Here is a 14,043-nt window from a genome sequence, read left to right as displayed (position 1 = left end):
CGGCTGCCGCGCATCCCGATTCAATCAGGCCGACGCGGCGCCTTGCCAGCCTTGGCGTGACGCAGTGCCGCGCAGCAGCGCGGCGAAGTCGGAGGCGAAACCTTGCATGTCGAACAGCCCGCTGTCCGCGCGCCGCGCGTGCAACCGCTCGCGCAGCGCCTGCAGTGCAGCAGGATCGCGACCCAGGCGCACCGCGGTCGCGACGAACGCCGCGTCGTCGGCGGCATTCATTTCGTCCAGGCCGAGATGATGGTTGAGGCTGCCGGCCACGCGTGCGGCGAAGGTGCTGCCGGGGCAGGTCAGCACCGGGCAGCCGGCCCAGAGGGCATCGGAGGCGGTGGTGTGGGCGTTGTAAGGATGCGTGTCCAGGAACAGGTCGGCGTGCCGGTAGCGCGCCAGATAGTCCGGATGCGCCAGCTTGGGCATGAAGCGCAGACGCGTCGGTTCCACGCCGGCCGCCGCAGCGGCCGCACGCAGTCGGTCATCGGCCTGGCCCGGGCCGGACAGCAGCCACAGCACGCTGTCCGGCACCTGTCGCAGCACCTCCAGCATTCGCGCCATGCTGCGCGGTCCGAGCTTGTAGCTGTTGTTGAAGCAGCAGAACACGGTGCCGCGCTCGGGCAGGCCGCAGTCGCGGCGCGCCGGTGGGGTGCCGACATGGCGGGTGTCGTCGGAGGGCTGGAAGGCGCGCGGCAGCCGCAGCACCCGCTCGCTGTAGTGCGCGGCCAGGGTGGGCGGCAACACATAGGCATCGCCGACCACGTAGTCGATCCACGGCGCGCCGGAGGTGCCGGGGTAGGCCAGCCAGTTCAACTGCACCGGCGCCGGGCGCAGCGCCAGCACCTCGGGCGTGCCGCCGCCGCCCCAGCCGCGCAGATCGAACAGCAGGTCGATGCCGGCGTCGCGGATGCGCTGGGCGATCTGCCGATGCGGCTGCCCGGCCACGGCGTGCCAGGCATGCGCGGCCGCCTGCAGACGCGCGCCGATCGCGCTGCGATCGTCGTGGTTGAGCGCGAACAGGTGCACCTGCAGGTCGGGGTGCGCCCGCAGGCGCTCGAACAGGGCGACGGTCAGCAGGCCGGTGGGATGTGCGCCGAAGCCGTTGGACAGGAACCCAATACGCAGCGCGCCATCACTGCGCACCTGCGTGGCAGGCAGCGGCGCGAGGGCGCGCGCCAGCGCCTGGGCGCGGTTGCGCGCGCAGCGCAACTGCTCGTCCTCGCCCGCGTCCTCGTTGAGGAAGGCGAACGGTTCGATCGTCGGGTGCCCCTGCTGCACCGCGCTGCGCACCTGTTGCGACAGCGCGTCCAGCCCGCGCCAGTCGCACAGCTTGCGGCGCCAGTTCAGCAGGTAGGCGGCGATCGACGGTTCCTGCGGCAGCAAGGCATGCGCGTGCGCATAGGCCTGCGCCGCGGCTTCCGCCTCGCCGTTGTCTTCCAGTGCGTGGCCCAGCCAGACCGCGATGCCCGGGTGCTGCGGCGCCTGTTGCAGCGCTGCGCGCAGGGCCTGCGCGGCCTCGGCATGGCGACCCTGGGTCCAGCGCACCCGGCCCAGCCGCGCCAGCGCCTCCGGATGCTCCGGACGCAGCTGCAGTGCGCGCACGGCAGCCTGTTCGCCCGCGGCAACCGCGCCGGCGCCGAGTTCGGCGTCGGCGAGCATCACCCAGGCCAGGAAATCCTGCGGATCGCGCCGCACCGCGGCCTGCAGGTGCAGGCGTTCGTCGGCGCCGCCGCCGTTCATGCGGCCGTGGCGGCCGCGATCGACCGCAGTCCGCGCACGCTCATGGCACCAGCGCCTTGGCGTAGTGCTGCGCGCTCAGGTCCTGCTGCCAGCCGCAGGCGCGGTACAGGGCCTGCGCGGAGAGATTGTCCTGCGCCGTCTCCAGCACGATGCGCACCGCGTCATCGTCCGCGGCGTGGCGCTCGGCGGCGTGCAGCAGCGCCTGCGCCACGCCGTGGCGGCGGTGCGCAGGCGCGACGTACAGATCGTTGAGGATCCACAGCCGTGCCGCCCGCACCGAAGAGAAGGACGGATACAACTGGACGAAGCCGGCGGCCTGCGCATCGCGCTCGGCCAGCAGCACCACCGACTCGGCGCGGGCCAGGCGCGCAGCCAGGAAGGCGTGCGCGGTCGCCGCATCCGGGGCCTGCCCGTAGAACTGCCGGTAGGCATCGAACAGCGCTGCCAGCGCCGGCAGGTCGTGCGCATCGGCCTGGCGCACGCGCACGCTCACGGGCTGTCGCTCAGGCGCGCGAGTTCGTCGACCTGATGCTCGTGGCTCAGGCGCCCGATCAGTGCATCGAGGTCGCCCTCGATCACGTTCGGCAGGTCGTACAGGGTCAGGCCCTCGACGCGGTGGTCGGTGATCCGGCCCTGCGGGAAGTTGTAGGTGCGGATGCGCTGGCTGCGGTCGCCACTGCCGACCTGCAGCTTGCGGTCCTGCGCCTCGGCCGCGGCCTGCTTGCTGCGCTCGGCCTCCAGCAACTGCGCCTTGAGCCGTTTCATCGCCTTGTCGCGGTTTGCGTGCTGGCTGCGCTCGGTCTGGCACTCGACCACCACGCCGCTGGGGACATGGGTGATGCGGATCGCCGACTCGGTCTTGTTGACGTGCTGGCCGCCGGCGCCGGAGGAACGGAAGGTGTCGATCTTCAGGTCGGCCGGGTTGATCGCGATCTCCTCCACGTCGTCGGCCTCGGGGATGATCGCCACCGTCGCCGCGGAGGTGTGGATGCGGCCCTGCGACTCGGTCGCCGGCACGCGCTGCACGCGGTGCGTGCCGGATTCGAATTTCAGCTTGGAGTAGGCGCCGCGGCCGACGATGCGCGCCACGATCTCCTTGTAGCCGCCGTGCTCGCCGGGGCTGTCCGATTCCACTTCCACCTTCCAGCCCTGGCGTTCGGCGTAGCGCGCGTACATGCGGAACAGGTCGCCGGCGAAGATCGCCGCCTCGTCGCCGCCGGTGCCGGCACGCACTTCCAGGAACAGGTTGCCGTCGTCGCGCGGATCCCGCGGCACCAGCAGCAGCGCCAGTTCCGCATCCAGTTCGGCCAGGCGCGCCTGCGCGGCGCCGATTTCCTCCTCGGCCAGCTCGCGCAGTTCCGGATCGGCGCGCATCGCCTCGGCCGAGGCCAGGTCGGCCTTGGCCGCGGCCTCGGCCGCCAGCGCGGCGGCGACCGGCTCCAGTTGCGCGAACTCCCGCGAGTAATCGCGGAAGCGCGTGTTGTCGCCTACCACTTCGGGGTCGGACAGCAGGCGTTCGAGTTCTTCGCGACGCTCGGCCAGCGCCTCCAGCTTACGGCGCAGGGTCGGTGTCATCGGTCTTCATGATCGGATGGTGGTAGCCCGGCTTCTCCGGGAACAGGCGCTCGGCGGCGCGGGCCAGGTCGGCGTCGCCGCGCAGCGCCGCCTCGCGCAGGGCCGCGGTGGGCGGATGCAGCAGGCGGTTGGTCAGGGTGTTGGCGAGGAACTCCAGCACCTCGTCGGCGGGCTTGCCGTGCGCCAGTTGTTGCCGCGCCTTGGCCAGCACGTCGTCGCGGGTGCTGTCGCCGTGCGCGCGCAGGCGCTTGAGCGGCGCCTGGCGGGTGCTGGCCTGCAGCGCTTCCATGTAGCGCACCACCTGCAGGTCGATGATCGCCTCGGCCGCCTCGGCGGCCTCGCGGCGGCCGCGTCGGTTGTCCTCGACCGCGCGCTCCAGGTCGTCCACGGTATACAGGTAGGCGTCGGCCAGCTCGGCCACGCCGGCCTCGATGTCGCGCGGCACCGCCAGGTCGAACAGCAGCATCGGCTTGTGCTTGCGCGCGCGCAGCGCCTGCTCGACCTGCGCCCGGGTCACCACCGGCTCGCGCGCGGCGGTGGCCGAGAACACCACGTCGGCCTCGTGCAGGTGACGCTCCAGCTCGCTCAGCGGCAGCGCCACGCCGCCGTGGCGGCTGGCCAGTTCCTGTGCGTGGGCGAGGGTGCGGTTTGCGATCAGCAGGCGTCGCACGCGCCCCTCGCTGAGATGCTTGGCGGCCAGCTCGATGGTCTCGCCGGCGCCGACCAGCAGCACGGTGGATTCGCTGAGCCGGGCGAAGGAGCTCTGCGCCAGGCGCACCGCGGTGGAGGCGACCGAGACCGGATTGGCGCCGACCCGGGTGTCGGTGCGTGCGCGCTTGGCCACCGAGAAGGTCTGCTGGAACAGCCGGTCCAGGCGGCTGCCCATCGCCCCGTGCTCGCGTGCCAGCGACCAGGCGTCCTTCACTTGGCCGAGGATCTGCGGCTCGCCCAGCACCATCGAGTCCAGCCCGGTGGCGACCCGGAACAGGTGCCGCACCGCGTCCGCATCCTGGTGCTGGTACAGATAGCCGTGCAGGCCGGCGGCGTGCGAATCCAGCCAGTCGGCCAGGTGCTGTGCATCGCCGGCAATGGCGTACAGCTCGGTGCGATTGCACGTGGACAGCAGCGCCGCTTCGGTGACGTCGGGCAGCGCACGCAGCGATTGCAGCGCGCGCGGCAATGCGTCGCCGGCGAATGCCACCCGTTCGCGCAGGTCGACCGGCGCGGTCTGGTGGTTCAATCCGAGCACCCACAACGTCATCTGTTCAGTTGCTTGCGATAAGCTGCTGGCCATTCAGGGCCCCATTTTACGGCCCGGCCGCTTCCGATGCCCGCACTGATTCGCATCCGTACCTTTCTGCTGCTGTCCGCAATCGCCGCCGTGGCCGCACCGGCCGCGGCCAAGGCGCCGAGCCCCGCCCAGGACGTGATGACCCCGGTCCTGGCCGGCGAGTTCGCCCTGCAGGCCGGGCAGCTGGCCGACGCCTCGCGCTGGTACCTGCAGGCCGCCAACGACAGCCCCGGCGACGCCGGTCTGGCCGAACGCGCCACCCGCATCGCGATGCTGGCCAACGACAGTGCCGCCGCCGCCCAGGCCCTGGCGCTGTGGCGGCAGCGCGCGCCCGAGTCGCTAGCCATGCGCAGCTCCGAGGCTTCGCTGGCCCTGCGCAATGGCAACCTGCGCCAGGCGCGCAGCCTGCTGGTGGCCTTGCTGCGCGACAAGGATCCGCGCGGCTGGCGCTTCGCCCTGATTGCCCTGGTCAGCGGCAACCGCGATCCGGAGGTGGCGGCCAAGGCCCTGGACCAGTTGCTCGACGCCAACGCCATCCCCGACCAGCTCGAGGCCTGGCAGGAGTTCGGGCGCCTGGCGCTGCGCCTGGACCAGCCCAAGCTGGCCGAGCGCATCGTCGACCAACTGGTCAAGCGCTTCCCGCAGGAGCCGCGCGTGGCGCTGCTGCACGCCACGCAGCTGCAGCAGGCGGGCAAGACCGAGCAGGCGCGCGCGCTGCTGGAGGGCGTGGAGCCCAAGGTGTCGGGCGATCCGGAGCTGCGCACCGCGCTGGCCTATGCCTACGACGCCATCGGCGACACCGCCGCCGCGGCGCGGGTGCTGGCGCTGGGGCCACAGACCACCCAGAACTATGGCCTGCGCGCCTCGATGCTGGCCAAGCTGCAGGACAACGCCGCCTTGACGGCGCTGTACGACGAACTGCGCAAGGGCGCCGACCGGCCCGATCCGGAGCGACGCCTGCTGCTCGGCAAGATCGCCGAGTTCCTCAAGCGCAACCAGGAGGCGGTGGACTGGTATCGCGGCGTGCCGGGCGGCCCGCTGCGCAGCGAGGCGCGGCTGCGCGCGGCCGGCGCGTTGTACGCGCTGGGCCAGAAGGACGCGGCCTTCGCCGAGGCGCGCGCGCTGCAGGACGATGCCGAGGCCGACGATGCCGCGCGCCGCGACGCCTATGTGCTGGAGGCGGAACTGCGCCAGCGCAGCGGCGACGACGCAGGCGAGCTGCAGGTGTTCGAGCGTGGCCTGGCCGCGTATCCGGACGACAACGCACTGCTGTACGCGCGCGGCTTGTCCTGGGAGCGCCGCGACCGCATCGACCGCGCCGAGGCCGATCTGCGCAAGATCCTGGTCACCGACCCGGAGAACGTGGCGGCACTCAATGCGCTCGGCTATACCCTGGCCGACCGCACCAAGCGCTATCGCGAGGCGCTGCAGCTGATCGACCGCGCCCGCACCGCCGATCCGGACAATGCCGCGATCATCGACAGCTACGGCTGGGTGCTGTACCGGCTCGGCAAGACCCAGGAGGCGCTGGTGCAGCTGCGTCGCGCCTGGAGCCAGGTGAAGGATCCGGAGATCGCCGCGCACATCGGCCAGGTGCTGTGGGAGCAGGGCAAGCACGAGGAGGCCAACAAGTACTTCAACGAGGCGCGCAAGCTCGATCCTGACAATCGCGCGCTGCGCCGCGCCCTGGAACAGGTGAGCCCGTGAGGCCTGGCTTGCGCGCTGCGTGGGCGCTGGCGGCCGGGCTGCTGCTGGGCGGCTGCAGCGCGCTGCCGACCCGCACCCCGGCGCCAGTCGCCGTCGCCACGCCCGATGCCGCCGCGCAGCAGGCCGAGGCCGCGCGCGCGCAGTGGCTGCAGGCGCATCCGGACTGGTCGTTCCAGGGACGGGTCGCGATCAGCAACGGCCGCAATGGCGGCAGCGGCCGCATCGACTGGAAGCAGCAGCATCGCCAGTACGAGGTGCAGCTCAGCGCGCCGGTGACCCGGCAGAGCTGGCGCCTGATCGGCGACAGCCACTCCGAGGCCGGGCGCCTGGAAGGCATGGAGGGCGGGCCGCGCGAAGGCGAAAACGCCGAACAGCTGCTGCTGGAAGCGACCGGCTGGGAAATCCCGGTCAATCTGCTGCCGCAGTGGGTGCGCGGGCAGGTGGCGTGGGATACCGAAGCGCCTGAGCACGTGGACTACGATGCCCAGGGGCGGCCGCGCACCTTGCGGCAGATGGGCTGGGACATCGAGTTCCAGGAGTGGTACCCGCCCAGCGACGGCCAGCCGGCCCTGCCGCGGCGCATCGAGGCGCGCAACGGCGACGCCAAGGTGCGCTTGCTGGTGGATCACTGGGACATTCCGGCGCCATGAGCGCGGCCATCGACGGGGGCTGGTCGTCCTGGCCTGCCCCGGCGAAGCTGAACCTGTTTCTGCAGATCACCGGCCGCCGAGCAGACGGCTACCACCAGTTGCAGACCGTGTTCCGCCTGCTGGACTGGGGCGATACGGTGCACCTGCGGCCGCGCGCGGACGGGGTGGTGGCGCGGATCGGCCCCTCCGTGGCCGGGGTCGCCGAGGCCGACGACCTGCTGGTGCGCGCCGCGCGGCTTCTGCAAAAAGCGGCGAATGTCGTCCAAGGTGTGGATATCCGCGTCGAAAAGCGCATTCCGGCGGGCGGTGGCTTCGGCGGTGGCTCGTCCGATGCGGCGACCGCACTGGTGGCGCTGAACGCGCTGTGGGGCGCCGGGCTGGACGAGGACGCCCTGGCTGGCCTCGGCCTGTCGCTGGGTGCGGATGTGCCGGTGTTCGTGCGCGGGCGCGACGCCTGGGCCGAGGGGGTGGGCGAGCAATTGACCGCCCTGGCGCTGCCGCCGGCCTGGTATGTGCTCGCCGATCCGGGGGTGCACGTGCCCACCGCGGCGCTGTTCCAGTCCCCCGATTTGACGCGGGATGCTGCGCCCGCGAAAATAGCGGACTTCGTTTCAGGTTTCCTGCTCGGTAACGCGTTCGAGCCGGTCCTGCTTCGCCGCGAACCGGCCGTCCAGGCCACGTTCCAGGCGCTGGCGCGGATTGGTACGCCACGCCTGACCGGGTCGGGGAGCGGTTGTTTCGTCGAGTTTGCCGATCGCGCTGCCGCCGTGCGCGCGCTGGCGGACTTGCCGGACGGGATGCGCGCCTGGGTGGCAGGCGGCGTCCCGCGTTCGCCGCTGCTCGACGCGCTGGAGGCTTGACACAGGTTTACGCAGGGGCGTCGCCAAGAGGCCCAAGGCACCAGGTTTTGATCCTGGCATTCGTAGGTTCGAATCCTACCGCCCCTGCCATTTGGGTATGCAGATCCCTCTGCAAACGCCCGCACATCCCTGTGCGGGGATTCAACGGGAAAGGCATCGCTTTTCCTCGCTTTTTCGATTCGTCCGGTTTTCGTCGCCACACGCTCTTTGCAGCCACCCGAGAGACCCCTCATGCAAGACCAACGCAACCTGCTGGTGTTCTCCGGCAACGCCAACAAGCCCCTGGCCAAAAGCATCTGCCGCGAACTGGGCGTGCGCCCCGGCAAGGCGATGGTCTCCAGCTTCTCCGACGGTGAAGTGCAGGTGGAGATCGAGGAGAACGTGCGCCGGCAGGAAGTGTTCGTGATCCAGCCGACCTGCGCGCCCAGCGCAGAGAACCTGATGGAACTGCTGGTGATCATCGACGCGCTCAAGCGCGCCAGCGCCGCCAGTGTCACCGCGGTGGTGCCGTACTTCGGCTACTCGCGGCAGGACCGGCGCATGCGCTCCTCGCGCGTGCCGATCACCGCCAAGGTCGCCGCCAAGATGTTCAGCGCGGTCAACGCCGACCGTGTGCTGACCGTGGACCTGCACGCCGACCAGATCCAGGGCTTCTTCGACATCCCGGTCGACAACGTTTACGCCTCGCCGCTGCTGCTGGCCGACATCTGGCGCGCCTACGGCACCGACAACCTGATCGTGGTGTCGCCGGACGTGGGTGGCGTGGTGCGCGCCCGTGCCGTGGCCAAGCGCCTGGACGATGCGGACCTGGCGATCATCGACAAGCGCCGCCCGCGCGCCAACGTGTCCACGGTGATGAACATCATCGGCGACGTCGAAGGCAAGACCTGCGTGCTGGTCGACGACATCGTCGACACCGCCGGCACCCTGTGCGCGGCCGCGGCCGCGCTGAAGGAGCGCGGCGCGCTGAAGGTCGCCGCGTACTGCACGCATCCGGTGCTGTCCGGCCCGGCGGTGAGCAACATCACCAATTCGCAGCTGGACGAGCTGGTCGTCACCGACACCATCCCGCTGTCGGAGGCCGCCCGCGCCTGCGGCAAGATCCGCCAGCTCAGCGTCGCCGAGCTGTTGGCCGAAACCATTCGCCGCATCGCCTTCGGCGAGTCGGTGAGCTCGTTGTACGTCGATTAAGGGCAGGGATTGGGGATTCGGGATTGGGGATTCGCAACAGCGCCGCTTCGGCGAATCCCCAATCCCGAATCTCCAATCCCGGCTTCCCACAGACTCTTCTGGTCGCGGAAGAGTCATCAAAACCGCCGCGAGGCGGTTCATTCAACCAAGGTAGTAAACGCAAATGGCAACCACGCATGAAATCAAGGTTCAGCGCCGCGAAGTCGAGGGCAAGGGTGCGAGCCGCCGCCTCCGTCGCGACGGCCTGATCCCGGCGATCGTCTACGGTGGCGATCTGAAGCCGGTCAACATCCAGCTCGACCACAACGAAGTCTGGCTGGCCAGCCAGAACGACTGGTTCTATTCGTCCATCCTCAGTCTGAGCCTGAACGGCGACGTGCAGAAGGTGCTGCTGCGCGATATGCAGCGTCACCCGTTCAAGCAGCTGATCATGCACATCGACTTCCAGCGCGTGAACGACAACGAGGCGCTGCACGCGTCGGTGCCGCTGCACTTCCTCAACGAGGACGTGTCCCCGGCCGGCAAGTCGGCCGAAGTGGTCGTGACCCACGAGCTGAACGAAATCCAGGTCGTGTGCCTGCCGAAGGACCTGCCGGAGTTCGTCGAAGTCGACCTGTCGGCGCTGTCGGTCGGCGACGTGATCCATCTGTCCGACCTGAAGCTGCCGGCCGGCGTCGAGCTGCCGGAACTGAAGCTGGGCAAGGAGCACGACGTGGCGGTGGTCATCGCCAAGCACGGCCGTGTCGAGGAAGAGCCGGAAGCCACCGATGCGGCGGCTGCCGCTGCCGAGCCGGCCAAGAAGGACGGCAAGTAATCGCCTGCGCGGCGTCCGGGCTTCGGTCCGGACGCTGCGGCGATGCATTGCGCATGACTGGTCTGCGTCTGATCGTCGGCCTGGGCAATCCCGGTGCCGAACACGCGAACACCCGGCACAACGCCGGGTTTCGTTTTGTCGACGCGTTGGCCGAGCGGGCCGGCGCGCGCTGGAGCGTGGACGCCAAGCTGTTCGGCGAGACCGCCAAGATCGAGGTCGCAGGGCAGGCGGTCTGGCTGCTGAAGCCGGCCACCTTCATGAATCTCAGCGGCAAGTCGGTGACGGCCGCATTGCGCTTCTGGAAGATCGAACCGGCGCAGGCGTTGCTGGCGCACGACGAACTGGACCTGGTGCCGGGCACGGCGCGGCTCAAGTTCGACGGCGGCCACGGCGGCCAGAACGGACTGCGCGATACCATTCGCCTGCTCGGGCATGCCGGCTTCCACCGCCTGCGCATCGGCATCGGCCATCCCGGCCACAAGGACAAGGTGGTGCCGTGGGTGCTGGGACGCGCCGGCAAGGACGACCAAGTCCTCATCGACCGCGCCATCGACGACGCCATCGACGTGCTGCCGCTGGCCGTGCAGGGCGACTTCAACGAGGCGATGAAGCGGTTGCATACGAACAGGGATGCGTGATTGGGGATTGGGGATTCGCGGCCGCGCGGCTGGGCGAATCTCCAATCCCGAATCCCAAATCCCGGAAACTGAAACATGGGCATCAAATGCGGCATCGTCGGCCTGCCCAATGTCGGCAAGTCGACCCTGTTCAATGCGCTGACCAAGGCGGGCATCGCCGCGGCCAATTTTCCGTTCTGCACCATCGAGCCGAACGTGGGCGTGGTGCCGGTGCCGGATCCGCGTCTGAACGCGCTGGCGGCGATCATCAATCCGCAGAAGGTCGTGCCGACCGCGGTCGAGTTCGTCGACATCGCCGGCCTGGTCGCCGGTGCGGCCAGTGGTGAGGGCCTGGGCAACAAGTTCCTGGCGCATATCCGCGAAGTCGATGCGATCACCCACGTGGTGCGCTGCTTCGAGCATGGCGACATCATCCACGTGAACAACAAGGTCGACCCGGTCTCCGACATCGAGACCATCGACACCGAGTTGGCCCTGGCCGACCTGGATAGCGTGGAGAAGGCGCTCAACCGTGCCGAGCGTTCGGCCAAGGGCGGCGACAAGGACGCGGCGGCGCGCAAGCCGGTGCTGGCCAAGCTGCAGGCCGCGCTGGCCGAGGGCAAGGCCGGGCGCAACGCCGGCCTGGACGAGGAAGAGAAGGCGCTGGTGCGCGATCTGTTCCTGCTCACCCTCAAGCCGGTGATGTACATCGCCAACGTGCTGGAGGACGGGTTCGAGAACAATCCGCACCTGGATGCGGTGCGGGCGCATGCCGCCGCCGAGGGTGCCGAGGTGGTGCCGGTGTCGGCGGCGATCGAGGAAGAGCTGTCGCAGCTGGACGACGCCGATCGCGATGCGTTCCTGGCCGATCTGGGTCTGAACGAGCCGGGCCTGAACCGGGTGATCCGCGCCGGCTACACCCTGCTGGGACTGCAGACCTACTTCACCGCCGGAGTGAAGGAAGTGCGCGCCTGGACGGTCAAGGCCGGGTCGACCGCGCCGCAGGCCGCGGCGGTGATCCACACCGACTTCGAAAAGGGCTTCATCCGCGCCGAAACCATCGCCTACGACGACTTCATCAAGTACAAGGGCGAGGCCGGTGCCAAGGAAGCCGGGCGCCTGCGTCTGGAAGGCAAGGAATACCGCGTGCAGGAAGGCGATATCCTGCATTTCCGCTTCAACGTCTGATGCGTGCGCGTGTCCTGGCCGGGCGCGCGCGAGCAACGACGATTTCCTGCGACATCGCGTCAAAATACTGTTGACAAGGCGGGGATGTCAGGGAAGAATAGCGGGCTGTTTCACCCCTCTCTGATTTCGGCTTCGCAGCCGGGTTCGAGTGGGTAAGTTGGAGGGATACCCAAGCGGCCAACGGGGGCAGACTGTAAATCTGCTGGCTTACGCCTTCGGTGGTTCGAATCCACCTCCCTCCACCAGTTATTTTGTTGTGGCAGTGCGGCATCCCGTAGCGGGAGTAGTTCAACGGTAGAACCTCAGCCTTCCAAGCTGATGGTGCGGGTTCGATTCCCGTCTCCCGCTCCATTGAACGCGCTTGTGTCACAATAGAACAACGCTCACGTAGCTCAGTCGGTAGAGCACCTCCTTGGTAAGGAGGAGGTCGAAGGTTCGATTCCTTTCGTGAGCACCATATTCAGTCGTCAAATCTTTCTACGATCACCGAGAAGAAGCAGCCATGGCCAAGGGTAAGTTCGAGCGCACCAAGCCGCACGTCAACGTCGGCACCATCGGTCACGTCGACCACGGCAAGACCACGCTGACCGCGGCGCTGACCAAGATCGGCGCAGAGCGCTTCGGCGGCGAGTTCAAGGCGTACGACGCGATCGACGCGGCGCCGGAAGAGAAGGCGCGCGGCATCACGATCTCGACCGCCCACGTGGAATACGAATCCCCGACGCGCCACTACGCGCACGTGGATTGCCCGGGTCACGCGGACTACGTCAAGAACATGATCACCGGTGCGGCGCAGATGGACGGCGCGATCCTGGTGTGCTCGGCCGCTGACGGCCCGATGCCGCAGACCCGCGAGCACATCCTGCTGTCGCGTCAGGTCGGCGTGCCGCACATCGTGGTGTTCCTGAACAAGGCCGACATGGTCGACGACGCCGAACTGCTCGAGCTGGTCGAGATGGAAGTGCGCGAGCTGCTGAGCAAGTACGACTTCCCGGGCGACGACACCCCGATCATCCACGGTTCGGCCCGCCTGGCGCTGGAAGGCGACCAGAGCGAGATCGGCGTGCCGGCGATCCTGAAGCTGGTGGACGCGCTGGACTCGTTCATCCCGGAGCCGCAGCGCGACGTGGACAAGCCGTTCCTGATGCCGGTGGAAGACGTGTTCTCGATCTCGGGCCGCGGCACCGTGGTGACCGGCCGTATCGAGCGCGGCATCATCAAGGTGGGCGACGAAATCGAAATCGTCGGCATCCGTGCGACGCAGAAGACCACCGTGACCGGCGTGGAAATGTTCCGCAAGCTGCTGGACCAGGGCCAGGCGGGCGACAACGCGGGCCTGCTGCTGCGCGGCACCAAGCGTGACGACGTGGAGCGCGGCCAGGTGCTGTGCAAGCCGGGTTCGATCAAGCCGCACACCGACTTCGAAGCCGAAGTGTACGTGCTGTCGAAGGACGAGGGCGGCCGTCACACCCCGTTCTTCAAGGGTTACCGTCCGCAGTTCTACTTCCGCACCACCGATATCACTGGCGCGTGCCAGCTGCCGGAAGGCGTGGAGATGGTGATGCCGGGCGACAACGTCAAGATGGTGGTGACGCTGATCAACCCGGTGGCGATGGACGAAGGCCTGCGCTTCGCGATCCGCGAAGGTGGCCGGACCGTCGGCGCCGGCGTGGTGGCCAAGATCATCAAGTAATGCCCTCCGGCGGCGAAAGCCGCCGGGCTCGACGGCAGGATGGCGGCCTCGGCCGCCGGAATCCGACGAGGTGCAGGCGGCTCCGGCCGCCGGGTTCAGCGAAGGGCGGGCCGGAACCTTCGGTCCGCCTTCGCCGTCTCAGGGAAGTGCAGTCGTTCTTACTACACGCCAGTAGCTCAATTGGCAGAGCAGCGGTCTCCAAAACCGCAGGTTGGGGGTTCGAGTCCCTCCTGGCGTGCCAATCTGCCGCTCCCTATCCAGTGACCTCGGTCGCATAGCAGCAAGAGTCGGATGAACAGCAAGATCGAGCATTCCAAAGGCCCCGCCGCGTCTTCTGGCGGCGATATCGTCAAGTACGTCATCGCAGCGCTGCTGGTGATCGCGGGCCTGTTCGTCTGGTTCTGGTTCGGTGAGCCGAGCCGTGCGGCACAACTGGGGAGCTGGTCCGGTCCGCTGCGCGCACTGGCGGTGATCGCGGGTCTGGCTGCGGGCGCGGCGGTATTCCTGATGACCGCCAAGGGTCGCGAAGGCCGCGAGTTCCTGTCCGAATCCCGTTTCGAACTGCGCAAAGTGGTGTGGCCGACCCGTCAGGAAGCCATTCGCACCACCTGGGTGGTGATCGTGGTGGTGATCATTCTGAGTCTGCTGCTGGGCGGGTTCGATTTCCTGATCCAGAAGCTGATGCAGTGGTTCGTGAGCCGTTGAGGAGAGTGCAGC

General features: G+C 68.7%; 13 protein-coding genes and 5 tRNA genes. 14 read left to right on the top strand and 4 right to left on the bottom strand.

Annotated features, from left to right (window positions below; translation table 11 throughout):
* Nucleotides 1–24: 24 nt before the first annotated feature.
* The 4 genes from GGR66_RS11270 to hemA are packed head-to-tail and all read right to left on the bottom strand — an operon-like array spanning nt 25 to nt 4,576.
* Nucleotides 25–1,740 (bottom strand): tetratricopeptide repeat protein, encoded by a 1,716-nt coding sequence (locus GGR66_RS11270; RefSeq protein ID WP_184448291.1) that lies wholly within the window; start codon nt 1,738–1,740, stop codon nt 25–27.
* A 40-nt stretch (nt 1,741–1,780) separates the two neighbouring features.
* Nucleotides 1,781–2,233: a GNAT family N-acetyltransferase gene (locus GGR66_RS11265; RefSeq protein WP_184448290.1), complete on the bottom strand. Its 453-nt coding sequence runs from the start codon at nt 2,231–2,233 to the stop codon at nt 1,781–1,783.
* The gene (gene prfA, locus GGR66_RS11260; protein WP_184448289.1) at nt 2,230–3,315 is read right to left on the bottom strand and encodes a peptide chain release factor 1; all 1,086 of its coding nucleotides are present in this window, start codon (nt 3,313–3,315) and stop codon (nt 2,230–2,232) included. The genes GGR66_RS11265 and prfA overlap by 4 nt, the downstream gene beginning before the upstream one ends.
* Nucleotides 3,293–4,576, bottom strand: a complete 1,284-nt coding sequence (hemA, locus tag GGR66_RS11255; protein WP_184448288.1) for a glutamyl-tRNA reductase — start codon at nt 4,574–4,576, stop codon at nt 3,293–3,295. The genes prfA and hemA overlap by 23 nt, the downstream gene beginning before the upstream one ends.
* Before the next feature lie 66 nt (nt 4,577–4,642).
* Here hemA and GGR66_RS11250 point away from each other — a divergent pair, with 66 nt between their 5' ends.
* The 14 genes from GGR66_RS11250 (at nt 4,643) to secE (ending at nt 14,031) form a co-directional block, all read left to right on the top strand.
* A complete protein-coding gene (locus tag GGR66_RS11250; RefSeq protein WP_184448287.1) occupies nt 4,643–6,313 on the top strand; it encodes a tetratricopeptide repeat protein in 1,671 nt (556 codons plus the stop codon).
* Nucleotides 6,310–6,963 carry a lipoprotein insertase outer membrane protein LolB gene (lolB, locus tag GGR66_RS11245; protein ID WP_184448286.1) on the top strand — a complete coding sequence of 218 codons (654 nt, stop codon included), beginning with the start codon at nt 6,310–6,312 and terminating at the stop codon, nt 6,961–6,963. The genes GGR66_RS11250 and lolB overlap by 4 nt, the downstream gene beginning before the upstream one ends.
* Nucleotides 6,960–7,823 carry a 4-(cytidine 5'-diphospho)-2-C-methyl-D-erythritol kinase gene (gene ispE, locus GGR66_RS11240; protein WP_184448285.1) on the top strand — a complete coding sequence of 288 codons (864 nt, stop codon included), beginning with the start codon at nt 6,960–6,962 and terminating at the stop codon, nt 7,821–7,823. The genes lolB and ispE overlap by 4 nt, the downstream gene beginning before the upstream one ends.
* Before the next feature lie 13 nt (nt 7,824–7,836).
* Nucleotides 7,837–7,913, top strand: a tRNA-Gln gene (locus GGR66_RS11235).
* Nucleotides 7,914–8,054: 141 nt separating this feature from the next.
* Nucleotides 8,055–9,014 (top strand): ribose-phosphate diphosphokinase, encoded by a 960-nt coding sequence (locus tag GGR66_RS11230; protein WP_160966991.1) that lies wholly within the window; start codon nt 8,055–8,057, stop codon nt 9,012–9,014.
* A gap of 163 nt (nt 9,015–9,177) precedes the next feature.
* Nucleotides 9,178–9,828: a 50S ribosomal protein L25/general stress protein Ctc gene (locus tag GGR66_RS11225; RefSeq protein WP_160959210.1), complete on the top strand. Its 651-nt coding sequence runs from the start codon at nt 9,178–9,180 to the stop codon at nt 9,826–9,828.
* 53 nt (nt 9,829–9,881) lie between these two features.
* Complete coding sequence (pth, locus tag GGR66_RS11220) at nt 9,882–10,466, top strand: aminoacyl-tRNA hydrolase (RefSeq protein ID WP_184448284.1); 585 nt, start codon at nt 9,882–9,884, stop codon at nt 10,464–10,466.
* Nucleotides 10,467–10,541: 75 nt separating this feature from the next.
* The gene (gene ychF, locus GGR66_RS11215; RefSeq protein WP_160959215.1) at nt 10,542–11,633 is read left to right on the top strand and encodes a redox-regulated ATPase YchF; all 1,092 of its coding nucleotides are present in this window, start codon (nt 10,542–10,544) and stop codon (nt 11,631–11,633) included.
* A 159-nt stretch (nt 11,634–11,792) separates the two neighbouring features.
* Nucleotides 11,793–11,878, top strand: a tRNA-Tyr gene (locus GGR66_RS11210).
* A gap of 32 nt (nt 11,879–11,910) precedes the next feature.
* A tRNA-Gly gene (locus GGR66_RS11205) sits at nt 11,911–11,984 on the top strand.
* A gap of 30 nt (nt 11,985–12,014) precedes the next feature.
* Nucleotides 12,015–12,090: transfer RNA gene (locus GGR66_RS11200), tRNA-Thr, on the top strand.
* Nucleotides 12,091–12,135: 45 nt separating this feature from the next.
* Nucleotides 12,136–13,326, top strand: coding sequence for an elongation factor Tu (gene tuf, locus GGR66_RS11195; RefSeq protein WP_160966994.1), 1,191 nt, complete (start codon nt 12,136–12,138; stop codon nt 13,324–13,326).
* A gap of 165 nt (nt 13,327–13,491) precedes the next feature.
* Nucleotides 13,492–13,567, top strand: a tRNA-Trp gene (locus GGR66_RS11190).
* Between the two features lie 50 nt (nt 13,568–13,617).
* The gene (gene secE / locus GGR66_RS11185) at nt 13,618–14,031 is read left to right on the top strand and encodes a preprotein translocase subunit SecE (RefSeq protein WP_160966996.1); all 414 of its coding nucleotides are present in this window, start codon (nt 13,618–13,620) and stop codon (nt 14,029–14,031) included.
* The last annotated feature ends 12 nt before the right edge of the window (nt 14,032–14,043 follow it).

The sequence above is a fragment of the Xanthomonas sp. 3498 genome (assembly GCF_014199795.1).
GTDB classification, from domain to species: domain Bacteria; phylum Pseudomonadota; class Gammaproteobacteria; order Xanthomonadales; family Xanthomonadaceae; genus Xanthomonas_A; species Xanthomonas_A rydalmerensis.
Note: the sequence above shows the minus strand (reverse complement) of the source record. Positions and strands in the feature narration are given on the sequence as shown.

Excerpts from the sequence above, each read along its gene's own strand:
- GGR66_RS11250 (WP_184448287.1), top strand. The coding sequence starts at position 4,643 with ATGCCCGCACTGATTCGCATCCGTACCTTTCTGCTGCTGTCCGCAATC.
- prfA (WP_184448289.1), bottom strand. The coding sequence starts at position 3,315 with ATGACACCGACCCTGCGCCGTAAGCTGGAGGCGCTGGCCGAGCGTCGC.
- pth (WP_184448284.1), top strand. The coding sequence starts at position 9,882 with ATGACTGGTCTGCGTCTGATCGTCGGCCTGGGCAATCCCGGTGCCGAA.
- tuf (WP_160966994.1), top strand. The coding sequence starts at position 12,136 with ATGGCCAAGGGTAAGTTCGAGCGCACCAAGCCGCACGTCAACGTCGGC.
- ychF (WP_160959215.1), top strand. The coding sequence starts at position 10,542 with ATGGGCATCAAATGCGGCATCGTCGGCCTGCCCAATGTCGGCAAGTCG.
- ispE (WP_184448285.1), top strand. The coding sequence starts at position 6,960 with ATGAGCGCGGCCATCGACGGGGGCTGGTCGTCCTGGCCTGCCCCGGCG.
- hemA (WP_184448288.1), bottom strand. The coding sequence starts at position 4,576 with ATGACGTTGTGGGTGCTCGGATTGAACCACCAGACCGCGCCGGTCGAC.
- GGR66_RS11225 (WP_160959210.1), top strand. The coding sequence starts at position 9,178 with ATGGCAACCACGCATGAAATCAAGGTTCAGCGCCGCGAAGTCGAGGGC.
- secE (WP_160966996.1), top strand. The coding sequence starts at position 13,618 with ATGAACAGCAAGATCGAGCATTCCAAAGGCCCCGCCGCGTCTTCTGGC.
- GGR66_RS11230 (WP_160966991.1), top strand. The coding sequence starts at position 8,055 with ATGCAAGACCAACGCAACCTGCTGGTGTTCTCCGGCAACGCCAACAAG.
- GGR66_RS11270 (WP_184448291.1), bottom strand. The coding sequence starts at position 1,740 with ATGAACGGCGGCGGCGCCGACGAACGCCTGCACCTGCAGGCCGCGGTG.